Source organism: Streptomyces sp. NPDC100445 (assembly GCF_044759735.1).
In the GTDB taxonomy this organism is placed as follows: Bacteria; Actinomycetota; Actinomycetes; order Streptomycetales; family Streptomycetaceae; genus Streptomyces.
On record NZ_JBIVZV010000012.1, the window covers coordinates 176,441 to 198,868 of the forward strand.

At 72.5% G+C, this 22,428-nt stretch carries 21 protein-coding genes and 1 pseudogene; 19 read left to right on the forward strand and 3 right to left on the reverse strand.

What is annotated here, in order from left to right:
- Positions 1–783 precede the first annotated feature (783 nt).
- The gene (locus ACIQVT_RS26755; protein ID WP_403759114.1) at positions 784–2,232 is read right to left on the reverse strand and encodes a cytosine permease; all 1,449 of its coding nucleotides are present in this window, start codon (positions 2,230–2,232) and stop codon (positions 784–786) included.
- 170 nt (positions 2,233–2,402) lie between these two features.
- Between ACIQVT_RS26755 and ftsY the strand changes: the two genes are divergently transcribed.
- A complete protein-coding gene (gene ftsY, locus ACIQVT_RS26760; RefSeq protein ID WP_403759117.1) occupies positions 2,403–3,608 on the forward strand; it encodes a signal recognition particle-docking protein FtsY in 1,206 nt (401 codons plus the stop codon).
- Positions 3,609–3,809: 201 nt separating this feature from the next.
- On the opposite strand, the gene ACIQVT_RS26765 is transcribed toward ftsY, so the two are convergent.
- Positions 3,810–4,466: a bifunctional DNA primase/polymerase gene (locus ACIQVT_RS26765; protein ID WP_403759120.1), complete on the reverse strand. Its 657-nt coding sequence runs from the start codon at positions 4,464–4,466 to the stop codon at positions 3,810–3,812.
- A gap of 456 nt (positions 4,467–4,922) precedes the next feature.
- Between ACIQVT_RS26765 and ACIQVT_RS26770 the strand changes: the two genes are divergently transcribed.
- The 5 genes from ACIQVT_RS26770 (at position 4,923) to ffh (ending at position 12,573) form a co-directional block, all read left to right on the forward strand.
- Positions 4,923–6,401 carry a tetratricopeptide repeat protein gene (locus tag ACIQVT_RS26770; protein WP_403759123.1) on the forward strand — a complete coding sequence of 493 codons (1,479 nt, stop codon included), beginning with the start codon at positions 4,923–4,925 and terminating at the stop codon, positions 6,399–6,401.
- Between the two features lie 330 nt (positions 6,402–6,731).
- The gene (locus ACIQVT_RS26775; RefSeq protein WP_403759126.1) at positions 6,732–8,066 is read left to right on the forward strand and encodes an ammonium transporter; all 1,335 of its coding nucleotides are present in this window, start codon (positions 6,732–6,734) and stop codon (positions 8,064–8,066) included.
- Entirely contained in the window at positions 8,063–8,401 is a 339-nt protein-coding gene (locus tag ACIQVT_RS26780; RefSeq protein WP_403759129.1) for a P-II family nitrogen regulator, read from the forward strand. The genes ACIQVT_RS26775 and ACIQVT_RS26780 overlap by 4 nt, the downstream gene beginning before the upstream one ends.
- A 40-nt stretch (positions 8,402–8,441) precedes the next feature.
- Positions 8,442–10,934 carry a [protein-PII] uridylyltransferase gene (locus tag ACIQVT_RS26785; RefSeq protein WP_403759132.1) on the forward strand — a complete coding sequence of 831 codons (2,493 nt, stop codon included), beginning with the start codon at positions 8,442–8,444 and terminating at the stop codon, positions 10,932–10,934.
- Between the two features lie 85 nt (positions 10,935–11,019).
- Positions 11,020–12,573, forward strand: coding sequence for a signal recognition particle protein (gene ffh, locus ACIQVT_RS26790; protein WP_403759135.1), 1,554 nt, complete (start codon positions 11,020–11,022; stop codon positions 12,571–12,573).
- A gap of 108 nt (positions 12,574–12,681) precedes the next feature.
- Here the strand turns inward: ffh and ACIQVT_RS26795 are convergent, their stop codons facing one another.
- Positions 12,682–13,563 carry an SAM-dependent methyltransferase gene (locus tag ACIQVT_RS26795; protein WP_403759138.1) on the reverse strand — a complete coding sequence of 294 codons (882 nt, stop codon included), beginning with the start codon at positions 13,561–13,563 and terminating at the stop codon, positions 12,682–12,684.
- A gap of 524 nt (positions 13,564–14,087) precedes the next feature.
- On the opposite strand from ACIQVT_RS26795, the gene ACIQVT_RS26800 reads away from it, so the two are divergent.
- The 13 genes and pseudogenes from ACIQVT_RS26800 to ACIQVT_RS26860 form a co-directional block, all read left to right on the forward strand.
- Entirely contained in the window at positions 14,088–14,684 is a 597-nt protein-coding gene (locus ACIQVT_RS26800; RefSeq protein ID WP_356944679.1) for a hypothetical protein, read from the forward strand.
- Positions 14,685–15,069: 385 nt separating this feature from the next.
- A complete protein-coding gene (rpsP, locus tag ACIQVT_RS26805) occupies positions 15,070–15,492 on the forward strand; it encodes a 30S ribosomal protein S16 (RefSeq protein WP_403759142.1) in 423 nt (140 codons plus the stop codon).
- Between the two features lie 5 nt (positions 15,493–15,497).
- Entirely contained in the window at positions 15,498–15,737 is a 240-nt protein-coding gene (locus tag ACIQVT_RS26810) for an RNA-binding protein (protein ID WP_005479813.1), read from the forward strand.
- 93 nt (positions 15,738–15,830) lie between these two features.
- Positions 15,831–16,376, forward strand: a complete 546-nt coding sequence (gene rimM / locus ACIQVT_RS26815) for a ribosome maturation factor RimM (RefSeq protein ID WP_403759145.1) — start codon at positions 15,831–15,833, stop codon at positions 16,374–16,376.
- Positions 16,373–17,206 (forward strand): tRNA (guanosine(37)-N1)-methyltransferase TrmD, encoded by an 834-nt coding sequence (trmD, locus tag ACIQVT_RS26820; RefSeq protein ID WP_403759148.1) that lies wholly within the window; start codon positions 16,373–16,375, stop codon positions 17,204–17,206. Before rimM ends, trmD begins: the two co-directional genes overlap by 4 nt.
- A 133-nt stretch (positions 17,207–17,339) precedes the next feature.
- Positions 17,340–17,690, forward strand: a complete 351-nt coding sequence (gene rplS / locus ACIQVT_RS26825; protein ID WP_121786682.1) for a 50S ribosomal protein L19 — start codon at positions 17,340–17,342, stop codon at positions 17,688–17,690.
- 45 nt (positions 17,691–17,735) lie between these two features.
- Positions 17,736–18,431: a signal peptidase I gene (gene lepB, locus ACIQVT_RS26830; RefSeq protein ID WP_403759152.1), complete on the forward strand. Its 696-nt coding sequence runs from the start codon at positions 17,736–17,738 to the stop codon at positions 18,429–18,431.
- Positions 18,424–19,518 carry a signal peptidase I gene (gene lepB, locus ACIQVT_RS26835; RefSeq protein WP_403759155.1) on the forward strand — a complete coding sequence of 365 codons (1,095 nt, stop codon included), beginning with the start codon at positions 18,424–18,426 and terminating at the stop codon, positions 19,516–19,518. Before lepB (ACIQVT_RS26830) ends, lepB (ACIQVT_RS26835) begins: the two co-directional genes overlap by 8 nt.
- Positions 19,406–20,419, forward strand: a complete 1,014-nt coding sequence (lepB, locus tag ACIQVT_RS26840) for a signal peptidase I (protein WP_403759158.1) — start codon at positions 19,406–19,408, stop codon at positions 20,417–20,419. Before lepB (ACIQVT_RS26835) ends, lepB (ACIQVT_RS26840) begins: the two co-directional genes overlap by 113 nt.
- A gap of 56 nt (positions 20,420–20,475) precedes the next feature.
- On the forward strand, positions 20,476–21,258 hold the full coding sequence (gene lepB / locus ACIQVT_RS26845; protein WP_403759161.1) for a signal peptidase I: 783 nt from the start codon (positions 20,476–20,478) through the stop codon (positions 21,256–21,258).
- Entirely contained in the window at positions 21,251–21,778 is a 528-nt protein-coding gene (locus ACIQVT_RS26850) for an NUDIX hydrolase (RefSeq protein WP_403759164.1), read from the forward strand. The genes lepB (ACIQVT_RS26845) and ACIQVT_RS26850 overlap by 8 nt, the downstream gene beginning before the upstream one ends.
- A gap of 57 nt (positions 21,779–21,835) precedes the next feature.
- Positions 21,836–22,144, forward strand: a complete 309-nt coding sequence (locus ACIQVT_RS26855; RefSeq protein WP_003965949.1) for a DUF2469 domain-containing protein — start codon at positions 21,836–21,838, stop codon at positions 22,142–22,144.
- Between the two features lie 126 nt (positions 22,145–22,270).
- Positions 22,271–22,405 (forward strand): annotated as a pseudogene (locus tag ACIQVT_RS26860) (YraN family protein); the annotation flags it as partial.
- Positions 22,406–22,428 lie beyond the last annotated feature (23 nt).

A 22,428-nucleotide genomic window follows, 5' to 3' on the forward strand; every position in this document is an offset into this window, starting at 1 on the left:
GGACCGGGGGCGGCGGTGCGTCGTCCGACCCGGGCGGAAGCCGGGTTGGGGGTTCCCGGACGACAGCGGCGGGGCGGCACGGTGCGCGGAGCGGCGGAGTGCGAGGCGGAGTCCCGTCAGGCACCGACCCGGCCGGAGAGCGCGGGCGCGCCTCGACGGCGACGGCCGGCATCGGCGCGGCAGGTGGCAGCGCGGCGCAGGTGCCCCGGGACCCCGTTGCGCCCGGCGTGGCACCCCCGCCACCCCTTTCTTTGGGCGCGCTGCCCCCGAGCCAGAGTGGAGGACGCCCTGGCAGTCGGCCGGCACCGGCGGGGCGGCACGGTGCGCGGGCGCAGCCAGTCGCGGAGCGGGGGCAGGACACCCTTCCGCGCCCAGCGAGGCACCCCGTCGTCCGTCCGTCTCTCTGGGCGCGCTGCCCTGACCCGGACCGAACCGAATTCGGGGCACCCCGACGACAGTCGGCCGGTATCGGCGCGGCAGCGCGGTGCGCGGGTCGGCGGAGTGGGGGCGAAGTCCCCTCAGGCCCTCGCCCCCTCATCCCGGCGGTGCATCGTCCGACCCGCGCTGGAGCAGGTCGCGGTGTCTGGCGGCAGCCGGTCAGCACCGGCGCGCGGCGGGGTGGCGGCCGAGTCCCGCCGGACTCCGTTCCGCGCCCGGGCGCCCTGACGGCAGTACGCCAGTCTCGGCGCGGCAGCGCATACGCGGCGGCACGTGCCGTAGCGGGCGCATGCGGAAGTCCCCCTCCGGTGATGCTCGGTGGAGGGGGACAGTGGGCCGTGACGGTCAGACGGTGACGGCCTCGGCGGCCGGCGCGGGCGCGGCTTCCGCCGGGCGCTCGACCGCCGGCTTCGGCAGCACCAGGTACAGCACACCGGAGATGACGATCGTCGCGACCCAGCCGAGGCCGTACTCGCCGACCACGTTGTTCCTCGCGAGCGGGCCGGTGAACCAGTCGGACGTGGTGAACATGAGCCCGGACAGCAGACCGACGGCCCAGGCGGCCACGGCCGCGGGGGAGAAGCCGCCCCGGTACCAGTAGGCGCTGGTGCGCGTGGTGTCGGCCATGGCCGCGCCGTCGTACTCCGTGCGGCGCAGCATGTCCGCGCCGAAGACGCCGACCCAGGCGGAGAAGGCGACCGCGAGCAGGGACAGGAAGGCGATGAAGGAGCCCATGAAGCTCGTCGCCACCAGCATCAGCACGCCGCCGAAGATCAGCGAGATCACGGCGTTGACCGAGACGGCCCAGTGGCGCGGCACCTTGAAGCCGAGGGTCTGCGCGGTGAAGCCCGCCGAGTACATCGACATCGAGTTGATGAGCAGCATGCCGATCAGCGCGATGACCAGGTACGGCACCGCGATCCACGTCGGCAGGATCTCGCCGAGGAAGGAGACCGGGTCGGTCGCCGAGGCCAGGTCGGGCGTGGACACGGCCATCACCGCGCCCATCAGGACCATGGGCAGGACGACGACACCGGCGCCGCCCACCGCCGTGCCGACGATCGCCTTCGAGGACGCCGTACGGGGCAGGTAGCGGGTGAAGTCCGGGGCGGACGGGATCCAGCTGACGCCGCCGGCCGCGATCATGCCCACGCCGGTGATCACGGAGGCCGTGGAGCCGGCACCGTGGTGCATCACCTTCGACCAGTCGGTGTTCGCCACGAGGTAGCCGAGGACCAGCACGGAGAAGACGCCGAAGAGGTAGGTCGCGTACTTGTTGCACTTCTGCACGGCGTTGATGCCGAGCCCGGAGATCACGAACGTGGCGACGACGAACCCCAGCAGCATCACCATGTCGAGCACGCTGTTGGCCCTGATGCCGAACAGGATGTCCAGGATGGTGAGCATCGCGTAGGCGCCGGTCACCGCGTTGATCGTCTCCCAGCCCCAGCGCGCGACCCAGATCAGCGAACCGGGCAGCAGGTTGCCGCGCTGTCCGAAGACCGCGCGCGACAGTGCCATGCCGGGCGCGCCGCCCCGCTTGCCCGCGATGCCGATCAGCCCGACGAGTCCGTACGACACGAGCGGCGCGGCCACGGCGACGACGAGCGCCTGCCAGATGTTCAGGTGGTAGGCCACGACCAGGCTGGCGCCCATGGTCAGCAGCAGCACGCTGATGTTGGCGCCGACCCAGGTGGGGAACAGCTCGCGGGTCTTCGCCGTGCGCTCGTGGTCGGGGACCTGCTCGATGCCGCGGGTCTCGAGAGCGCCTTCGGTCTCGACGGTTTTGCTCATGGAAGAGGTGCCAGACATGGGGGGACAGGGGGACGAGGGGACTCTACGCGCGTGGACAGCGGTGCCACCATCGTACTTTGATCCGAGTCCTTGCGGTAAGTGGCGTTTGTCTCTCGGAGGAAGCCACAAACGAGGCTCCCGGGAAGCCCATGGCCGATACTGGTCGGGTTATGGAAACCGTCATCCTTGCTGTAGTCATCGCCGTGGTCGTGCTCGGCGCGCTCGGCGGGCTGATCGTGGGCAGCCGGCGCCACAAGCCGCTGCCCCCGCCGCCCCCGAAGACGCCCGACATCACCGCGCCACCGGCCGAGCCGCACGTCGGCGACGAGGCCGAGACGCCGCGCGACGAACCGCGCCGGACCATCGAGGAGGTGGATCTCCCGGGCGGCCCCGCGCCGGTCGCCGTCGAGGAACCCCCCGTAGTCGAGGCTCCTGTCGGGATCGAGATCCCGGAGCCCACCGCAGGCCGGCTGATCCGGCTGCGCGCCCGCCTGTCCCGCTCGCAGAACGCCCTCGGCAAGGGCCTGCTCACGCTGCTCTCCCGTGAGCACCTCGACGAGGACACCTGGGAGGAGATCGAGGACACGCTGCTCACCGCCGACGTCGGCGTGCAGCCCACCCAGGAACTGGTCGAGCGGCTGCGCGAACGCGTGCGGGTGCTCGGCACGCGCACCCCCGTGGAGCTGCGCGCCCTGCTGCGCGAGGAACTGCTCCACCTGGTCGGCACCGACGTCGACCGCACGGTCAGGACCGAACCCGAGGGCCGCAGGCCGGGCATCGTGATGGTCGTCGGGGTCAACGGCACCGGCAAGACCACCACCACCGGCAAGCTCGCCCGGGTCCTGGTCGCCGACGGCCGCACCGTCGTCCTCGGCGCCGCCGACACCTTCCGGGCCGCCGCCGCCGACCAGCTCCAGACCTGGGGCGAGCGCGTCGGCGCCCACACCGTGCGCGGCCCCGAGGCCGGCGACCCCGCCTCCGTGGCCTTCGACGCGGTCAAGGAGGGCAAGGAGATGGGGGTTGACGTCGTCCTCATCGACACCGCCGGCCGCCTGCACACCAAGACCGGTCTCATGGACGAACTGGGCAAGGTCAAGCGGGTGGTGGAGAAGCACGCCCCGCTGGACGAGGTACTGCTCGTCCTTGACGCCACCACCGGGCAGAACGGCCTGGTGCAGGCCCGCGTGTTCGCCGAGGTCGTCAACATCACCGGCATCGTGCTGACCAAGCTGGACGGCACGGCCAAGGGCGGCATCGTCGTCGCGGTCCAGCGCGAGCTGGGGGTGCCGGTCAAGCTGATCGGGCTCGGTGAGGGCGCGGACGATCTCGCGCCGTTCGAGCCGGAGGCGTTCGTGGACGCGCTGATCGGCGAGTAGCGCAGCGCGGCGGGGGAGGTGACCCCCGCCGCGCCGGACCGGAGAAGCGCCCGCCCCCGAGGTGCAGTCGGGGACGGGCGCTTCGTCTTGTGCGCCCACCGGCCGGGGCCCGGAACCGCTCGCCCACCGGGCCCGGAACCGCCCACCGGCCGAAGCCCGGAACCGCGCACCGGCCGGCTCCGGCGCGGCGCGTCCGCCGGGTCAGGCCCGGGAGCGGTGCGCCACGTACGCCAGCACGCCCAGCAGCAGCCGTGCCGCCGGCGGCCGGCTCGCCGCGTCCAGCGCGGGTGGGCGCAGCCAGCGCACCGGGCCCAGGCCGCCCCGGTCGGACGGCGGCGCGGTGATGTACGCGCCCGGGCCGAGGCCGTGCAGGTCGAGCGTGGCGGGGTCGTCCCAGCCCATCCGGTACAGCAGCCGGGGGAGGTCCGCGGCGGAGCCGGGGGCCACGAAGAAGTGGGCGCGGCCGTCGGGGGTGGCGGTGACCGGGCCGAGCGGGAGGCCCATGCGCTCCAGGCGGACCAGGGCACGGCGGCCGGCCGCCTCGGAGACCTCCAGGACGTCGAACGCCCGGCCCACCGGCAGCATCACCGACGCGCCCGGGACGTCGGCCCAGACCTTGCCGACCTCGTCCAGAGTGGCCCCGGCCGGTACGGGCGGCGCGAAGTCCAGCGGATGCGCGCCCGGCGCCGGGCAGTCGGGCCGTCCGCAGGAGCAGGCGCCCGCCGCGGCCCGCGCGCCCGGCACCACGTCCCAGCCCCACAGGCCGGTGAACTCGGCGACGGTGGTGCACTCCGCGGAGCGACCGCGCCGACGCGTGCCGGAACGGATCTCGCGGATGCCGCCGATCGTGAAGCCCATGCCCCCTCCAACGGGTCCTGCGCGCCGATGGTCACGCCACGGAACGAGACGGAAGCGGAACGTAACGTTACGGCTCCGACCGTGTCCTGCGCTCCGGAGCCAGGGCGGCGCTTCGAAGCGCACCGGGTGGCACATCGCGGGCCACGCGCCCCCACGTGCATCACTTCGCCCGCTCCCTTTTCTCCTCCGCCAAGTCAATCGCGCGCGGCCGACCGTGAGTTCATACGAAGGGGTGGCGAATGGTGGCGTTTCCGGGATTCCCGTGGCTGGGTGCGTGATCGGGGGATTACTGTGAGTGTGCGAGCCCTGGGGCGCACGTAGCCGTGGGTATGCCGGAGGCAAGTCGTCAGCTCGTTCGAGGAGTGAGAGATGCCGGACGGGAGACCGTCCCGACCGGCATTCTGATAGGGCTTGGCGCACTCGGCGGCAAGTGGTCTCAGGGATGGGGGCGTTCCAGTGGGCGGCAACGGCGGTAGCGGGACCAACGCTGACAAGCGCCCCAACGAGCTGCTCGGTTCGTGGTTCGTGCGCAGCGGCTGGTCCAAGGGCGAGCTGGCCCGCCAAGTGAACCGCCGGGCACGCCAGTTGGGCGCCAATCACATCTCCACCGACACCTCGCGCGTACGGCGCTGGCTGGACGGGGAGAACCCGCGCGAACCGATCCCGCGCATCCTCTCGGAGCTGTTCTCCGAACGCTTCGGCTGCGTGGTCTCCATCGAGGACCTCGGCCTGCGCGCCGCCCGTCCCTCACCCGCCGCCTCCGGGGTCGACCTGCCCTGGACGGGACCGCAGGCGGTCGCCCTGCTCAGCGAGTTCTCCCGCAGCGACCTGATGCTCGCCCGGCGCGGCTTCCTCGGCACCTCCCTCGCCCTGTCCGCGGGCCCCTCCCTCATCGAACCCATGCAGCGCTGGCTCGTGCCGGTCCCGGGCGCCGCGGACCCGTCCGGACCGAGGCCCGCCCCCGACCCGCGCCGGCCGGGGCGGCTCTCCCGGCCCGAGCTGGAGCTGCTGGAGTCCACCACGCGCATGTTCCGCCAGTGGGACGCCCAGTGCGGCGGGGGCCTGCGCCGCAAGGCGGTCGTCGGGCAGCTGCACGAGGTCACCGACCTGCTTCAGGAACCCCAGCCCGAGGCCACCACCCGCACGTTGTTCAAGGTCGCCGCCGAACTGGCCGAACTGGCCGGCTGGATGTCGTACGACGTCGGCCTCCAGCCCACCGCGCAGAAGTACTTCGTCCTCGCGCTGCACGCCGCCAAGGAGGCCGGGGACAAGCCCCTCGGCTCGTACATCCTCTCCAGCATGAGCCGCCAGATGATCCACCTCGGCCGGCCCGAGGACGCGCTGGAGCTGATCCACCTCGCGCAGTACGGCAGCCGCGACTGCGCGAGCCCGCGCACCCAGTCCATGCTGTATGCGATGGAGGCCCGCGCCTACGCCAACATGGGCCAGCCCGGCCGGACCAAGCGGGCGGTGCGCATGGCCGAGGACACCTTCACCGAGGCCGGCGACTGGGACCAGCCGGACCCCGACTGGATCCGCTTCTTCTCCGAGGCCGAGCTGTACGCCGAGAACTCCCACTCCTACCGCGACCTCGCCTACGTCGCCGGCCGCAGCCCCACCTACGCCTCGCTGGCCGAACCGCTCATGCGGCGTGCCGTGGAGCTGTTCTCCGAGGACTCCGAGCACCAGCGGTCCTACGCGCTCAACCTCATCGGCGTGGCCACCGTGCACCTGCTCCAGGGCGAGCCCGAGGAGAGCACGGCCTACGCGGCACAGGCCATGGACATCGCCCGCAAGGTCCGCTCCGAGCGTGTGAACACTCGTATCCGAAAGACGGTCGACACGGCCGTGCGCGACTACGGCGGGCTCGCCGCCGTGGTCGACCTCGCCGACAAGCTCGCCGTCACGCTCCCCGAGAACGCCGAGGCGGTCTGACCCGGAGAGCACACAGGCCCCGGCCGCGGCCGGTCCTCCCGAACTGCCCGACTCGGCTCCCCCATGCCAGGTCATCGAGAGGCCGACCGCGGCCGGCTCTCCTCCTCCCGGAGGAGGTCGCGCCACGACAACGCCGCCGCCGGCGCGCACCGCGCGCTTCACCGACGCGTAACACACACGTCGTCTTCGTCACCCGGGCGAAACAACGAGGGGCTCCCACCGAAACCGCGCTGCGCCAGTCTCAGGGCGCATAACCGGCCACCCCCTCAACCGACCGGACCGCACAGGCACCGCCCGCACGGGGCCGTACCAACCGACGAGGAGACGCCGATGGCACCAGCCATCATGCTTGCGGCGGACGCACCCAGACTGTCGTCCGCCAACACCGGCTTCATGCTCATCTGCTCCGCCCTGGTGATGCTCATGACGCCGGGCCTGGCCTTCTTCTACGGAGGCATGGTCCGCGTCAAGAGCACCCTGAACATGTTGATGATGAGCTTCATCAGCCTCGGGATCGTCACCATCCTCTGGGTGCTGTACGGCTTCTCCCTCGCCTTCGGCACGGGCAGCAAGCTGATCGGCTGGAACACCGACTGGTTCGGCCTCAGCCACATCGGGCTGACGGAACTCTGGGACGGCTACACCATCCCGGTCTACGTCTTCATGGTGTTCCAGCTGATGTTCGCGATCATCACACCGGCCCTGATCAGCGGCGCCCTCGCCGACCGCGTCAAGTTCTCCGCCTGGGCGCTCTTCATCACCCTGTGGGTCACCATCGTCTACGTGCCGGTCGCCCACTGGGTCTGGGGCGCCGACGGCTGGGCCTACAAGCTGGGCGTCATCGACTTCGCGGGCGGTACGGCGGTCCACATCAACGCCGGCGCGGCGGCCCTCGGCGTCATCCTCGTCATCGGCAGGCGCGTCGGCTTCAAGCGGGACCCGATGCGTCCCCACAGCCTCCCGCTGGTCATGCTCGGCGCGGGCCTGCTCTGGTTCGGCTGGTTCGGCTTCAACGCGGGCTCCTGGCTCGGCAACGACGACGGCGTCGGCGCGCTGATGTTCGTCAACACGCAGGTCGCCACCGCCGCCGCCATGCTGGCCTGGCTCGCCTACGAGAAGATCCGCCACGGCGCCTTCACCACGCTCGGCGCGGCCTCCGGCGCGGTCGCCGGCCTGGTCGCCATCACCCCCTCCGGCGGCGCGGTCTCCCCGCTCGGCGCGATCGCCGTCGGCGCCATAGCCGGTGTCGCCTGCGCCGCGGCCGTCGGCCTGAAGTACCGGTTCGGCTTCGACGACTCCCTCGACGTGGTCGGCGTCCACATGGTCGGCGGCATCATCGGCTCGCTCCTCATCGGCTTCTTCGCCACCGGCAAGGGCCAGTCCGCCGCCACCGGCGTCCTCTACGGCGACCACACGTTCACCCAGCTGTGGAAGCAGTGCGCCGGTGTCTTCGCGGTCCTCGCCTACTCCCTGATCGTCTCCGCCGTCCTCGCCTTCCTCCTCGACCGGACCCTCGGCATGCGGGTCACCGAGGACCAGGAGGTCTCCGGCATCGACCAGGCCGAGCACGCCGAGACCGCGTACGACTTCAGCGGCGCCGGCGGCGGGGTCACCGCCGCCGCCCCCGCCCCGGCCCCCGCACACACCAGGAAGGTGGACGCATGAAGCTCATCACGGCCGTCGTCAAGCCCCACCGGCTCGACGAGATCAAGGAAGCCCTCCAGGCATTCGGCGTCCACGGACTGACGGTCACCGAGGCCAGCGGCTACGGTCGGCAGCGGGGCCACACCGAGGTGTACCGCGGTGCCGAGTACACCGTCGACCTCGTCCCCAAGGTCCGCATCGAGGTCCTCGTCGAGGACGACGACGCCGAGGAGCTCATCGAGGTCGTCGTCAAGGCGGCCCGTACGGGCAAGATCGGTGACGGCAAGGTGTGGTCGCTGCCGGTCGAGACGGCCGTGAGGGTCCGCACGGGCGAGCGCGGACCGGACGCCCTCTGACGCGGACGCGTCCCACACGACGGAAGAACGGAGTCGCCGGGTGACGGGTACGGATGTGCGGGACGGGACGGAAGACCCGGGACCCAGCGGCTACGCGGCGGCCCGGCTGCGCCTCCTCGGTGAGGGGGCGCGGCCCGGGCCGCCGCGCCGTGCCGCCCTCGCCGAACTGACCGACGACTGGCTCGCCGGGCTCTTCGGCGCGGCGGCCGGCGGCCTCGGCGGCGTGTCGCTCGTCGCCGTCGGCGGCTACGGCCGCGGGGAGCTCTCCCCGCGCAGCGACCTCGACCTGGTGCTGCTGCACGACGGCTCCGACCCCGGCGCGGTCGCCGCCCTCGCCGACCGGCTCTGGTACCCGGTGTGGGACCTCGGCATCGCCCTGGACCACTCGGTGCGCACCCCGGCCGAGGCCCGCAGGACGGCCGGCGAGGACCTGAAGGTCCACCTCGGCCTGCTGGACGCCCGCCACCTCGCCGGCGACCTCGGCCTCACCGCCGGCCTGCGCACCGCCGTCCTCACCGAATGGCGCAACCAGGCCCCCAAGCGCCTCCCCGAACTGCGGGAGCTGTGCGCCGAGCGCGCCGAACGCCAGGGCGAGCTGCGCTACCTGCTGGAACCCGACCTCAAGGAGGCCCGCGGCGGCCTGCGCGACGCCACCGCCCTGCGCGCCGTCGCCGCGTCCTGGCTGGCCGACGCCCCGCGCGAGGGTCTCGCCGACGCCCGCCGTCGCCTCCTCGACGTCCGCGACGCCCTGCACCTGTCCACGGGCCGCGCCACCGACCGGCTCGCCCTCCAGGAGCAGGACCAGGTGGCCGCCGCCCTCGGGCTGCTGGACGCCGACGCCCTGCTGCGACAGGTCTACGAGGCGGCCCGCGTGATCGCCTACGCCAGTGACGTCACCTGGCGGGAGGTGGGGCGCGTACTGCGCGCCCGCGCCGTCCGGCCGCGGCTGCGGAAACTGGCGAAGGACCGCGGCGACCTCCTCCGCCGCGCGGTGACCGGCGACGCCGGCAAGCCCGTCACCGAGCGCTCCCCGCTCGCCGAGGGCGTCGTCGAACAGGACGGGGAGGTGGTGCTCGCCCGCGCCGCACGCCCCGAACGCGACCCCGTGCTCCCGCTGCGCGCCGCGGCCGCCGCCGCCCAGGCCGGCCTCCCGCTCTCCCCGCACGCCGTACGGCGCATGGCCGCCACCGCCCGCCCGCTGCCCGAGCCCTGGCCCGCCGAGGCCCGCGAGCAGCTGGTCACGCTGCTCGGCTCCGGCCGCCCGACGGTCGACGTCTGGGAGGCGCTGGAGGCCGACGGCCTGATCACCCGCCTGCTGCCCGACTGGGAACGGGTCCGCTGCCGCCCCCAGCGCAACGCCGTGCACGTCTGGACCGTCGACCGGCACCTGATCGAGACCGCCGTCCGCGCCTCCGAGCTGACCCGCCGCGTCAGCCGCCCCGACCTGCTCCTCGTCGCCGCCCTGCTGCACGACATCGGCAAGGGCTGGCCCGGGGACCACTCGGTGGCCGGCGAGATCATCGCCCGGGACGTCGCCACCCGGATCGGCTTCGACCGCGCGGACGTCACCGCGCTGTCCACGCTCGTCCGGCACCACCTCACCCTGGTCGAGACGGCCACCCGCCGCGATCTGGACGACCCGGCCACGGTCCGCTCGGTCGCCGAGGCGGTCGGCAGCCAGAGCACCCTGGAGCTGCTGCACGCCCTCACCGAGGCCGACGCCCTCGCGACCGGCCCGGCCGCCTGGTCCTCCTGGCGCGGCTCCCTCGTCGCCGACCTCGTCCGCCGGGTCGCGGCCGTCCTCGCCGGGGACGCCCCAGACGAGCCCGAGCCGGCCGCGCCCACCGCCGAGCACGAACGCCTCGCCATCGAGGCCTTCCGCACCGGCGGCCCGGTCCTCGCCCTGCGCGCCCAGACCGAACCCGTCCCCGACGGGGAACCGGCCGGCGACCCGGAACCCCTGGGCGTCGAACTGGTCGTCGCCGTACCCGACCAGCCGCATGTGCTGCCCGCGGTGGCCGGCGTCCTCGCCGTGCACCGCCTCACCGTGCGCACGGCCGAGCTGCGGGCCCTGCGCCTGCCCGACGACGTGGACGACGACGGCTCGGTCCTCCTCCTCAACTGGCGGGTCGCCGCCGAGTACGGCTCCCTGCCGCAGGCGGCCCGCCTCCGTGCCGACCTGGTCCGTGCCCTCGACGGCACCCTGGACATCGCCGGCCGCCTCGCCGAACGCGACGCCGCCTACCCCCGCCGCCGCGGCTGGACCGCCCCGCCGCCCCGCGTGACCGTGGCCCCGGCCGCCTCCCGCCACGCCACGGTCATCGAGGTCCGCGCCCAGGACGCGCCTGGCCTGCTGTACCGCATCGGCATGGCCCTGGAGAAGGCGGCCGTCCGGGTGCGCAGCATGCACGTGAGCACCCTCGGCGCCAACGCGGTGGACGCGTTCTACGTCACCACGGGCACGGGCGCGCCGCTGCCCGCGGAGGACGCCGCGTCCACGGCCGGGGCGCTGGAGGAGACGCTGCGCGGGTGACCCCGCCCCGGTGCCCCCGGCGCCGGGATACCCTGGAGGGCGATTCCCTTCAAGACCGTCACCGACCCCGAGGACCGCGAGCGCCGTGTTCGACACTCTCTCCGATCGCCTGTCAGCGACTTTCAAGAACCTGCGCGGCAAGGGACGGCTCTCCGAGGCGGACATCGACGCCACGGCACGTGAGATCCGTATCGCGCTCCTCGAGGCGGACGTCGCCCTGCCCGTCGTGCGGTCGTTCATCAAGAACGTCAAGGAGCGCGCGCTCGGCGCCGAGGTCTCCCGGGCGCTCAACCCCGCCCAGCAGGTCCTCAAGATCGTCAACGACGAACTGGTCACCATCCTCGGTGGCGAGACCCGCCGGCTGCGCTTCGCCAAGCAGCCGCCCACCGTCATCATGCTGGCCGGCCTCCAGGGCGCCGGCAAGACGACCCTCGCGGGCAAGCTCGGCCGCTGGCTGAAGGAGCAGGGCCACTCCCCGCTGCTCGTCGCCTGCGACCTCCAGCGCCCCAACGCCGTCAACCAGCTGAGTGTCGTCGCCGAGCGCGCCGGCGTCGCGGTGTACGCCCCCGAGCCGGGCAACGGCGTCGGTGACCCGGTCAAGGTCGCCAAGGACTCGATCGAGTTCGCCAAGGCCAAGGTCCACGACATCGTGATCGTCGACACCGCCGGCCGGCTCGGCATCGACGCCGACATGATGCGGCAGGCCGCGGACATCCGGGACGCGGTCTCCCCGGACGAGATCCTGTTCGTGGTCGACGCGATGATCGGCCAGGACGCCGTCAACACCGCCGAGGCCTTCCGCGACGGCGTCGGCTTCGACGGCGTGGTCCTCTCCAAGCTCGACGGCGACGCCCGCGGTGGCGCGGCGCTGTCGATCCGGCAGATCACCGGCAAGCCGATCATGTTCGCGTCGAACGGCGAGAAGCTCGACGAGTTCGACGCGTTCCACCCGGACCGGATGGCCTCCCGCATCCTCGACATGGGTGACCTGCTCACTCTGATCGAGCAGGCGGAGAAGACGTTCAGCCAGGAAGAGGCCCAGAAGATGGCCTCGAAGCTGGCGTCCAGGAAGGGCCAGGACTTCACCCTGGACGACTTCCTGTCCCAGATGGAGCAGGTCAGGAAGATGGGCAGCATCAGCAAGCTGCTCGGCATGCTCCCCGGCATGGGCCAGATCAAGGACCAGATCAACAACCTGGACGAGCGGGACGTCGACCGCACCGCCGCGATCATCAAGTCGATGACCCCGGCCGAGCGCCAGGAGCCGACGATCATCAACGGCTCCCGCCGTGCCCGTATCGCCAAGGGCTCGGGCGTCGAGGTCAGCGCGGTGAAGAACCTGGTCGAGCGGTTCTTCGAGGCCCGCAAGATGATGTCCCGGATGGCCCAGGGCGGCGGCATGCCGGGCATGCCGGGGATCCCGGGCATGGGCGGTGGCCCCGGCCGGCAGAAGAAGCAGCAGAAGAAGACCAAGGGCAAGCAGCGCTCCGGCAACCCGATGAAGCGCAAGCAGCAGGAGCTGGAGGCCGCCCAGCGCCGCGAGGCCGCCGCGCAGAACGGCGGCGCGCTCGGACTGCCCGGCCAGCAGGCCCCCCAGGACTTCGAGCTGCCGGACGAGTTCAAGAAGTTCATGGGCTGACCGGCCCCGTCGGGCCGACCGGGTCCGCGCGTAACGCCGCCAGGGGCGCCCCGCTCGGCAGGGGCGCCCCTGCGGCGTTCCCGGCCCCCCGGCGAGGACCGCGCCCGGTCAGGGCACGCGGGCCACGAGGTAGCGGAAGACGTTCGGCATCCACACGGTGCCGTCGGGGCGGCGGTAGGGGTGCAGGGCCTCCGTCAGCTCCTTGTCCACCTGCCTGGCGTCGGTCGCCGCGACCGCCGTGTCGAACAGGCCGGTGGAGAGCAGTCCGCGCACCGCGCTGTCCAGGTCGGCGTACCCGAACGGGCAGGCGACCCGGCCCGAGCCGTCCGGCCGCAGCCCCGACCGCTGGGCCACCTCCTCCAGGTCGTCCCGCCGCGCCGGCCGCCAGCGGCCCGTGCCGGGCGGCGGACCGGCCGGACCCGCGGCCGCCCGCAGCACCGAGGCGGTGGCGCAGCGCTCCGGCGGACCCCAGCCGGCCAGCACCACCGCGGCCCCGCGCCCGGCCAGCGGCACTGCCGCGGCGAGCAGGTCGTCGAGCCCCTCGGCGTCGCCCGGGAGGCCGCCGATCGGCTCCAGGACGGTCACGACGGTGTACCCGGCGCTCCCGGCGCCGGCCGCGTCCCCGGGCGGACCGTCGAACAGGCGCGCGTCCGCTCCGGCGCGCGTCCCGGACGGGCCGCCCCGTCTGCCGGGCGGGAGGGCCGGCAGCAGGCGCTCGCGCGCCAGGGCCAGCCGTTCGGGGGCCCCGGCGTCTGCGCCGGTGACCGCGGCCCCCCGGGAGGCCGCCATCAGCAGGGCCAGTCCGGCCCCGCAGCGCAGGCCCAGCAGCCGGGTGGCGGGGCCCACGTCGAGTCGGTCGTACACGGTTTCGTACAGGGGTACGAGCATCCGCTCCTGGATCTCGCACCAGTCACGCGCGCGTGCGCTCCGGTCCACACGCGGTGCGGGGACCGCGCGGGACACGTGCTGCCGCACGAGCGTAGGTGTCATAGGTAAGCGCCCCAATCCGCCGACAGTTCGCCGCCGCGCCCGGTCGCATGGCCCCCGTGTGCCGTGCGCGCGCCCTTCCCACCTATGCCAGGTAACTCCCGGCTCGCTGTGCCGTCCAGGGGTCGAGGACCCCGGCTTGGTGCCGTGACGCGGGAGTGGCGAGAATTCATCTCCCGGCAACGCGGCCGGTCCCGCGGTCCCCGGCCCCGGGGACGGGCCGGTGCCGGGGCGCCGGGAGGCACGGGGTAACGTCACGAGCGCCGTGGACGCTGACCGAGGTGGGGCGGGGCGTCGGAAGCGGCCGAAACACCCCTTGCGCATCCGCCGTCCGGCGTCGCGCCAGGCCGTACGGGTCCGGGCGTACCGCGGACTACGCACCAGCTTGGTAGGAGCTGCGTGGCTTCTCCGCAGATCAGCGCACCCGCCCTCGTCTCCACGCATCAGCGGCAACTGACGGGTACGTGCAAATTATTTGGGATGCCCCGGAATAGGAACACAGCGGTACCCCCGCTCGTTGTCATTACGTGAGCACGACACAGACACCACCTGTTCTCGCCGCGGAGCTGGCGCAGGCGTGGGCCGACATTCAGCGGTACCACCCCGAGCTGCCGGATCTCGCCGCGCCTGAATCCCTGATCGGAGAGTCGTCGTCCGCGTGCGGACACGCCCTCTCCTTCGAACGGCTGCTCCATGAGGCAGTCCACGGCATCGCCGCCGCCCGGGGGGTCCGCGACACCTCCCGGGCCGGCCGCTACCACAACCGCCGTTTCCTCGCGATCGCCGAGGAGCTGGGCCTGGACCACCCCGAGGAGCCGCACCCGAGCAGCGGTTTCTCCCTGGTCACGCTCAACCCCGAGGCGAAGCGGCGGTACCGCCCGACCATCGAGCGCCTCCAGCGCGCGCTGAAGGCCCACACGGTGGCCACCTCGGCCGACACCTCCCGCACCTTCCGCGGCCCGGCCGCCCGCCACGGCTCCTCCGGCGGCGGCGTCCGGGTCAAGGCGGTGTGCGACTGCGGCCGCAACGTCCGGGTCGTCCCCTCGGTCCTGGCCCAGGCCCCCATCGTCTGCGGCGGCTGCGGCAAGCCGTTCCGCATCCCGGAGGTCGTGGGAGCGGCCTAGCCACCGGCCGCGGTCACCGGCATCTCGTGGATGCCGGACCAGGGCTCGCGCCCCGCGGACACGTCGTGCCTCCCCCCGGCCCCGCAGGCCGGGGGGACCACCGGGCGGTGCGGGCGGACGGCGACTCCACCCGCACGCCGCCCCGCCACGCACCTGCCGTGCGGTCACGTCCACGCCGGGTGCCGCCGCGTGCTGCCCGGACCGGCTCACGCACCCTCGGCCGAGGGCGACCCGCCGGGTGTGGCACAATGGCTAGCTGTACTCGACAGCCGCACAGGACCCCTCTCTCCTCCGGCTGACGCGTCCGTCGGGCACTCGGGTACCGCAACCCCACGCGGCGTCCTGCCGTGCCCAACTCACGTCAAATCCAGGAGAACCCACTCCCGTGGCAGTCAAGATCAAGCTGAAGCGTCTGGGCAAGATCCGTTCGCCTCACTACCGCATCGTCGTCGCCGACTCCCGTACCCGCCGTGACGGCCGGGCCATCGAGGAGATCGGCAAGTACCACCCGACCTACAACCCGTCGGTCATCGAGGTGGACGCCGACCGCGTGGCGTACTGGCTCGGTGTCGGCGCCCAGCCGACCGAGCCCGTCCTCGCCATCCTGAAGAAGACCGGCGACTGGCAGAAGTTCAAGGGCGAGCCGGCTCCCGCGCCGCTCCTCGTCGCGGAGCCCAAGGCCGCGCGTCCGACGTTCGAGGCTCTCGGCGGCGACGACGAGGGCAAGGGTGAGGCCATCACCCAGAAGAAGAAGGCCGAGAAGAAGGACGAGGCGGCTGCCGAGTCCTCCGAGCCGACCGAGGCCTGAGCAGCATGCTCGAAGAGGCGCTTGAGCACCTCGTGAAGGGCATCGTCGACAACCCCGACGATGTGCAGGTCGCCTCGCGTGATCTGCGCCGCGGTCGTGTGCTCGAGGTTCGGGTCCACCCGGACGACCTCGGCAAGGTGATCGGCCGCAACGGCCGTACCGCGCGCGCCCTGCGCACCGTCGTGGGCGCCATCGGCGGTCGCGGTGTCCGCGTCGACCTCGTCGACGTGGACCACGTCCGCTGACGCATCATCGCACCGGCTCGGGCCGGGGAGGGCCACTGGGCCCTCCCCGGCCCGCAGTCGTGTGAGGCAGAAGATGACAGGAGAATGGGACACGTGCAGCTGGTAGTCGGACGGATCGGCCGCGCCCACGGCATCCGGGGCGAGGTCACCGTCGAGGTACGTACCGACGAGCCCGAACTGCGGCTCGGCCCGGGCGCCGTCCTGGCCACCGACCCGGCCTCCGCCGGGCCGCTCACCATCGCCACCGGGCGCGTCCACAGCGGACGCCTGCTGCTGCGCTTCGAGGGCGTCACCGACCGGAACGCCGCCGAGGCACTGCGCAACACCCTGCTGATCGCCGAGATCGACCCCGAGGAACTCCCCGAGGGCGAGGACGAGTACTACGACCACCAGCTGATCGACCTCGACGTGGTCACCGAGGACGGCACCGAGGTCGGCCGGATCACCGAGGTCTCGCACCTGCCCTCCCAGGACCTGTTCATCGTGGAGCGCCCGGACGGCAGCGAGGTGATGATCCCCTTCGTCGAGGAGATCGTCACCGACATCGACCTGGTGGAGCAGAAGGCCGTCATCACCCCTCCGCCCGGCCTGATCGACGACCGCGCCGAGATCGCCTCCGCCCGGGAAGAAGAGGCATGAGGCTCGACGTCGTCACGATCTTCCCCGAGTACCTCGAACCGCTGAACGTCTCCCTCGTCGGCAAGGCACGCGCGCGCGGGCAGCTCGGCGTCCACGTGCACGACCTGCGCGCCTGGACGTACGACCGGCACAACACGGTCGACGACACCCCCTACGGCGGCGGACCGGGCATGGTGATGAAGACCGACCCCTGGGGCGACGCCCTGGACACGGTCCTCGCCGACGGCTACGAGAGCGGCGCCGGGTCCCCCGCGCTCATCGTGCCCACCCCCAGCGGCCGGCCCTTCACCCAGGAACTGGCCGTCGAGCTGTCCGAGCGGCCCTGGCTGGTCTTCACCCCGGCCCGCTACGAGGGCATCGACCGGCGGGTGATCGACGAGTACGCGACCCGCATGCCGGTCCACGAGGTCTCCATCGGCGACTACGTGCTCGCCGGCGGCGAGGCCGCCGTCCTCGTCATCACCGAGGCCGTGGCCCGGCTGCTGCCCGGCGTCCTCGGCAACGCCGAGTCCCACCGCGACGACTCCTTCGCGCCCGGCGCGATGGCGAGCCTCCTCGAAGGCCCCGTCTACACCAAGCCGCCCGTCTGGCGCGACCGGGACATCCCCGAGGTGCTGCTCAGCGGCCACCACGGCAGGATCGCCCGCTGGCGCCGCGACGAGGCCCTGCGGCGGACGACGGCGAACCGGCCGGACCTGATCGAGCGCTGCGAGCCCGCGGCCTTCGACAAGAAGGACCGCGAGACGCTCTCCGTCCTCGGCTGGGAACCCGACCCGGAGGGTGAGCCGTACGGCCGATTTTGGCGCCGGGTGGACGGCATGGAAGAATAGGCCGCTGTTGTGCGTCCGTCCGGCCCGCGCCCCTGCCACAGGGGGACACGACGCCCGCCCGACCGCACGGCAGACCTCCTGTACCCCTATCTCCCGTTGATGACCTGTGGCATCAGCGAAGAAAGCAGACGAAATGTCTCACCTGCTCGACACCGTCGACGGCGCGTCGCTGCGCACCGACATCCCGGCCTTCCGCCCGGGTGACACCGTCAACGTGCACGTCCGCGTCATCGAGGGCAACCGCTCCCGTGTGCAGCAGTTCAAGGGCGTGGTGATCCGTCGCCAGGGCTCCGGCGTCCGCGAGACCTTCACGGTCCGCAAGGTCTCGTTCTCCGTCGGCGTCGAGCGCACCTTCCCGGTGCACACCCCGATCGTCGAGAAGATCGAGCTGGTCACCCGTGGTGACGTGCGCCGCGCCAAGCTGTACTACCTCCGTGAGCTGCGCGGCAAGGCCGCGAAGATCAAGGAGAAGCGCGACAACTGAGCGCCTCCCCGGCGTCACAGCCGGGCCGGATAGCATCTGGCCCCGATGGACACCGAAGCTCAGCCGACGGAACGCGACCGCCCCTCCCGCCCGGAACCCCCGGGCCGGGAGGGCCGGTCGCGTTCCGCGTTGGCGGCACACCTCGTCGACCGGGTCCCGGGCGGCCGGACGACCCTCGGCCTCTTCGTCTGCCTGGCGTTCCTGCTGCTCCTCAACGCCTTCGTGATACAGCCGTTCCAGATCCCGAGCGGATCCATGGAGCAGGGGTTGAGGATCGGGGACCGCGTTCTCGTAAACAAGTTGGCGTACCGTTTCGGTGCCCAGCCGCGCCGCGGTGACGTGGTCGTGTTCGACGGCACCGGGTACTTCGGCGACGCCGATTACGTCAAACGCGTCGTCGGGGTGGGCGGGGACCACGTGGTCTGCTGCGACCAGAAGGGAAGGCTCCAGGTGAACGGCCGGCCGGTCGACGAGAAGGCGTTCCTCTATCCCGGGGACGCGCCCTCCGCCGTACCCTTCGACGTCGCCGTGCCCGCCGGGCGCCTGTTCCTCCTCGGCGACCACCGCGGCGACTCCAGCGACTCCCGCGACCACCTCGGCTCGCCCGGCGGCGGCATGATCCCCGTGGGCGACGTCATCGGCCGGGCCGACTGGATCGTGTGGCCCTACCGCCACTGGACGCACCTGACCCGGCCGTCCGCCTACGCGCGGGTGTCCGCCGCGGCAGGCGCCCATGGGTAACCGCGGCAAACCGCGCGGCGTGCCCGGCACGCCCGCCGACGACCTGCTGCCCACCGGCGCCCGCCGCACCTCCGCGTCCGGCGGCGGCGGCCGCTCGCGCGCGGAACGGCGCAAACTCCAGCGCAAGGTCAAGCGCAAACGCAGGCGCTCCGCCGTCCGGGAGATCCCCCTGCTGGTCGGCGTGGCCGTGCTCATAGCGCTGGTCCTGAAGACCTTCCTGGTCCAGGCGTTCGTGATCCCCTCCGGCTCCATGGAGGAGACCATCCGGATCGGCGACCGCGTCCTGGTCGACAAGTTCACCCCGTGGTTCGGCTCCGAACCCGCGCGCGGCGACGTCGTCGTCTTCCACGACCCGGGCGGCTGGCTCCAGGACGAGCAGACGACGAAGAAGAACGACCCCGTCGTCGTCAAGCAGGTCAAGGAAGGCCTCACCTTCATCGGCCTGCTGCCCTCCGACAACGAGAAGGACCTGATCAAGCGGGTCATCGGCGTCGGCGGCGACCACGTCAAGTGCTGCGACGCGCAGGGCCGCGTCACCGTCAACGGCGTCCCCCTCACCGAGTCCGACTACGTGTACCCGGGGGACGCGCCCTCCGCCACGCCCTTCGACATCACCGTCCCCAAGGGCCGGCTGTGGGTGATGGGCGACCACCGCGGCAACTCCGCGGACTCGCGCTTCCACCAGAACACTCCCTACGGCGGGACGGTCTCCGAGGACTCCGTGGTCGGCCGGGCCATGGTGATCGGATGGCCGTTCGGCCACTGGACGCGCCTGGAGGAACCTAAAACCTTCGCAAGCGTCACCGACTCGGGGCCTGGAACGACCGCCGCTCACCGGCCGTCGCATAGGGTTGCCCAGGAGAATCCCAACGGAACGACCCGGCTCCCGACCCCTGCGGAACTCCCGCTCGTTATGGGAGTGGTGGGCCTGCGGCGTATGCGGGGCAGGCGGCGGCAGAGAGTGAGGAGTTGGCGTGGGGGATGTGGCGGTTGGCGCACGGTCGGGACACGACGGCGAGGAGAACCGCGGGCGTCCCGGAGAACCGGACGCGCCCGGCCGGGACGGCGCCATGACCTCCGGGAATGAGGCGTCGGCCGACGGCGAGGGCCCCCCGGAGGGCGAGCGGCCCGGCGGCGCCGGGGACGCGGGCACGGACGGGACGGGCCGCCGGCCGGCGAAGCCGCGCTCGTTCTGGAAGGAACTCCCGCTCCTCATCGGCATCGCGCTGGTCCTGGCGCTGCTGATCAAGACCTTCCTGGTCCAGGCGTTCTCGATCCCTTCGGACTCGATGCAGAACACCCTCCAGCAGGGCGACCGCGTCCTCGTCGACAAGCTCACCCCGTGGTTCGGCTCCGAGCCCGAGCGCGGCGAGGTCGTCGTCTTCCACGACCCGGACAACTGGCTGGCGGGCGAGCCGACGCCGAACCCCAACCCGGTGCAGAAGGTCCTCAGCTGGGTCGGCCTGATGCCGTCGGCGGAGGAGAAGGACCTGATCAAGCGGGTGATCGGGGTCGGTGGCGACACCGTCGAGTGCAAGGGCAGCGGCCCGCTGAAGGTCAACGGCAAGGCGCTGAACGAGCCCTACGTCTACCCCGGCAACACCCCGTGCAGCGTGGACGACCTCGGCGGCCAGTTCAAGGTCAAGGTCCCCAAGGGTTACATCTGGGTGATGGGCGACCACCGCCAGAACTCCCGCGACTCGCGCTACAACCAGTCCGACAAGAACCACGGCATGGTCCCCGTGGACAAGGCCGTCGGTCGCGCCATCGTCAAGGCCTGGCCGATCAACCGCTGGGGCACCCTGCCCGTCCCGGACACCTTCCACCAGCCCGGCCTGGGCGAGCAGTCCTCCGCCGCCGCCTCCCTGACGGTGGCGCCGCAGGGCGCGGCCGTCGCCGCGGTGCTGCCGGTGGCCGTGTGGCGGCGCCGGCGCGCGCACCGGCCGGAGACCGGCGCCGTGCTGAGGGACTCCTCCGGGCAGCGCTGATCACGTACCGGGCGGGGGCTGCCCCCGCCCGGTACCGCCGGGTAGGGTGCGGGTCCATGGGTGGCGAGAGCATGACGCGTACGGCCCCGCAGCGCGGCGGCACCGGCACGGCACGGGCCGGCGGCGGCAGGGTCGGACAGCGGCTGTCCGGACTGGCCGTGGCGCTGGGCGTGGTCCTGTTCCTCGGGGGCTTCGCCTGGGGCGCGGTGGTCTACCGGCCCTACACCGTGCCCACCAGTTCCATGACCCCCACCATCGACGCCGGGGACCGGGTCCTGGCCCAGCGCGTCGACGGCGACGAGGTACGCCGCGGCGACGTGGTCGTCTTCGAGGACAAGAGCTGGGTCGACAACGCCAAGGTGGTCAAGCGCGTCGTCGCCGTCGGCGGCGACAAGGTCTCCTGCTGCACCGACGGCAAGCTGACGGTCAACGGCAAGCGGATCGACGAGCCCTACCTGCCCGCGGGCAGCCTGGCCGAGATCAAGGAGATCCCCGAGGTGACCGTGCCCGAGGGCCGGCTGTTCCTCCTCGGCGACGAACGCCAGGGCTCCCTGGACTCCACCGCCCACCTCACGGACACGGCCCGGGGCACCGTCTCCCGCGACGCCGTCTCCGCCCGCGTGGACGCCGTGGTCTGGCCCTGGCGGGGCACGCTCGCGCGTCCCACCGGCTTCGAGGCGCTCGGCCCCCTCTCCCGGCCCGGCCCGCTGCGCCCCATCGGCCTGATGATCGTGGCCGGCGCCGTGCTGATCCTCGGCGGCGGCGCCTACGGCCCGGTGGCGGGCCTGCTGGGCCGCTCCCGGCCCCGCCCCGCCCGGCGGGGGACCAACGGTGCCTGAACCCGCCCGGCCGGCGCAGACCCCGGACGGCGGCGGGCGCCCGCTGCGCAAGGTCGCCCGGGTGGTGCTGCTCGACCCGCGGGAGCGCGTCCTGCTCCTGCACGGCCACGAGCCGGACGACTCCGCCGACGACTGGTGGTTCACGCCCGGCGGCGGCGTGGAGGGCACCGAGACACGCGAGGAGGCCGCGCTGCGGGAACTCGCCGAGGAGACCGGCATCACCGACGTCGACCTCGGGCCGGTGCTCTGGCGGCGCCGCTGCTCGTTCCCGTTCGCGGGCCGCCGCTGGGACCAGGACGAGTGGTACTACCTGGCCCGGACCGCCCGGACGGACGTCGCGGCCACCGGGCTGACCGAGCTGGAACGGCGCACGGTCGCGGGAGCGCGCTGGTGGACGTGCCGGGAACTGACCCGGACACATGAGACGGTGTATCCGACCAGACTCGCCGAGCTGCTGCGCACGCTGCTCGTCGAAGGTCCCCCGGCCAGCCCCGTGACCCTCGACACGGAAATCGTCTGAGGGAATGCCGGACTGGCGCACAATGGGTGGGATCGCACGGCTGAAGGGGAACATGCCATGAGCGCCGAGGACCTCGAGAAGTACGAGACCGAGATGGAGCTGAAGCTCTACCGGGAGTACCGAGATGTCGTCGGTCTGTTCAAATACGTGATCGAGACCGAACGACGCTTCTATCTCACCAACGACTACGAGATGCAGGTGCACTCGGTCCAGGGTGAGGTGTTCTTCGAGGTGAGCATGGCCGACGCCTGGGTCTGGGACATGTACCGACCGGCGCGCTTCGTCAAGCAGGTCCGCGTCCTGACCTTCAAGGACGTGAACATCGAAGAGCTGAACAAGAGCGACCTGGAACTCCCGGGCGGCTGATGACCTGGGGTTTCCCCGCCCGCCGCCCCTCCGGGTGACGGAGTTCTCCACAACCGCCGATCCATCCACCAAGATCCACACCGGGTGGCGGGACGCGCGACTGTCGGCACCGGAGGTGGTGCCGACATGAACGCGACGGAAGCGATCGGCAAGTACGGCGAGGACCTGGCCGCCCGGAGGCTCGCCGAGACCGGCATGACGATCGTGGCGCGCAACTGGCGCTGCGGACGGTCCGGCGAGATCGACATCGTGGCACGGGACAAACAGGATGAATTGCATCCGAT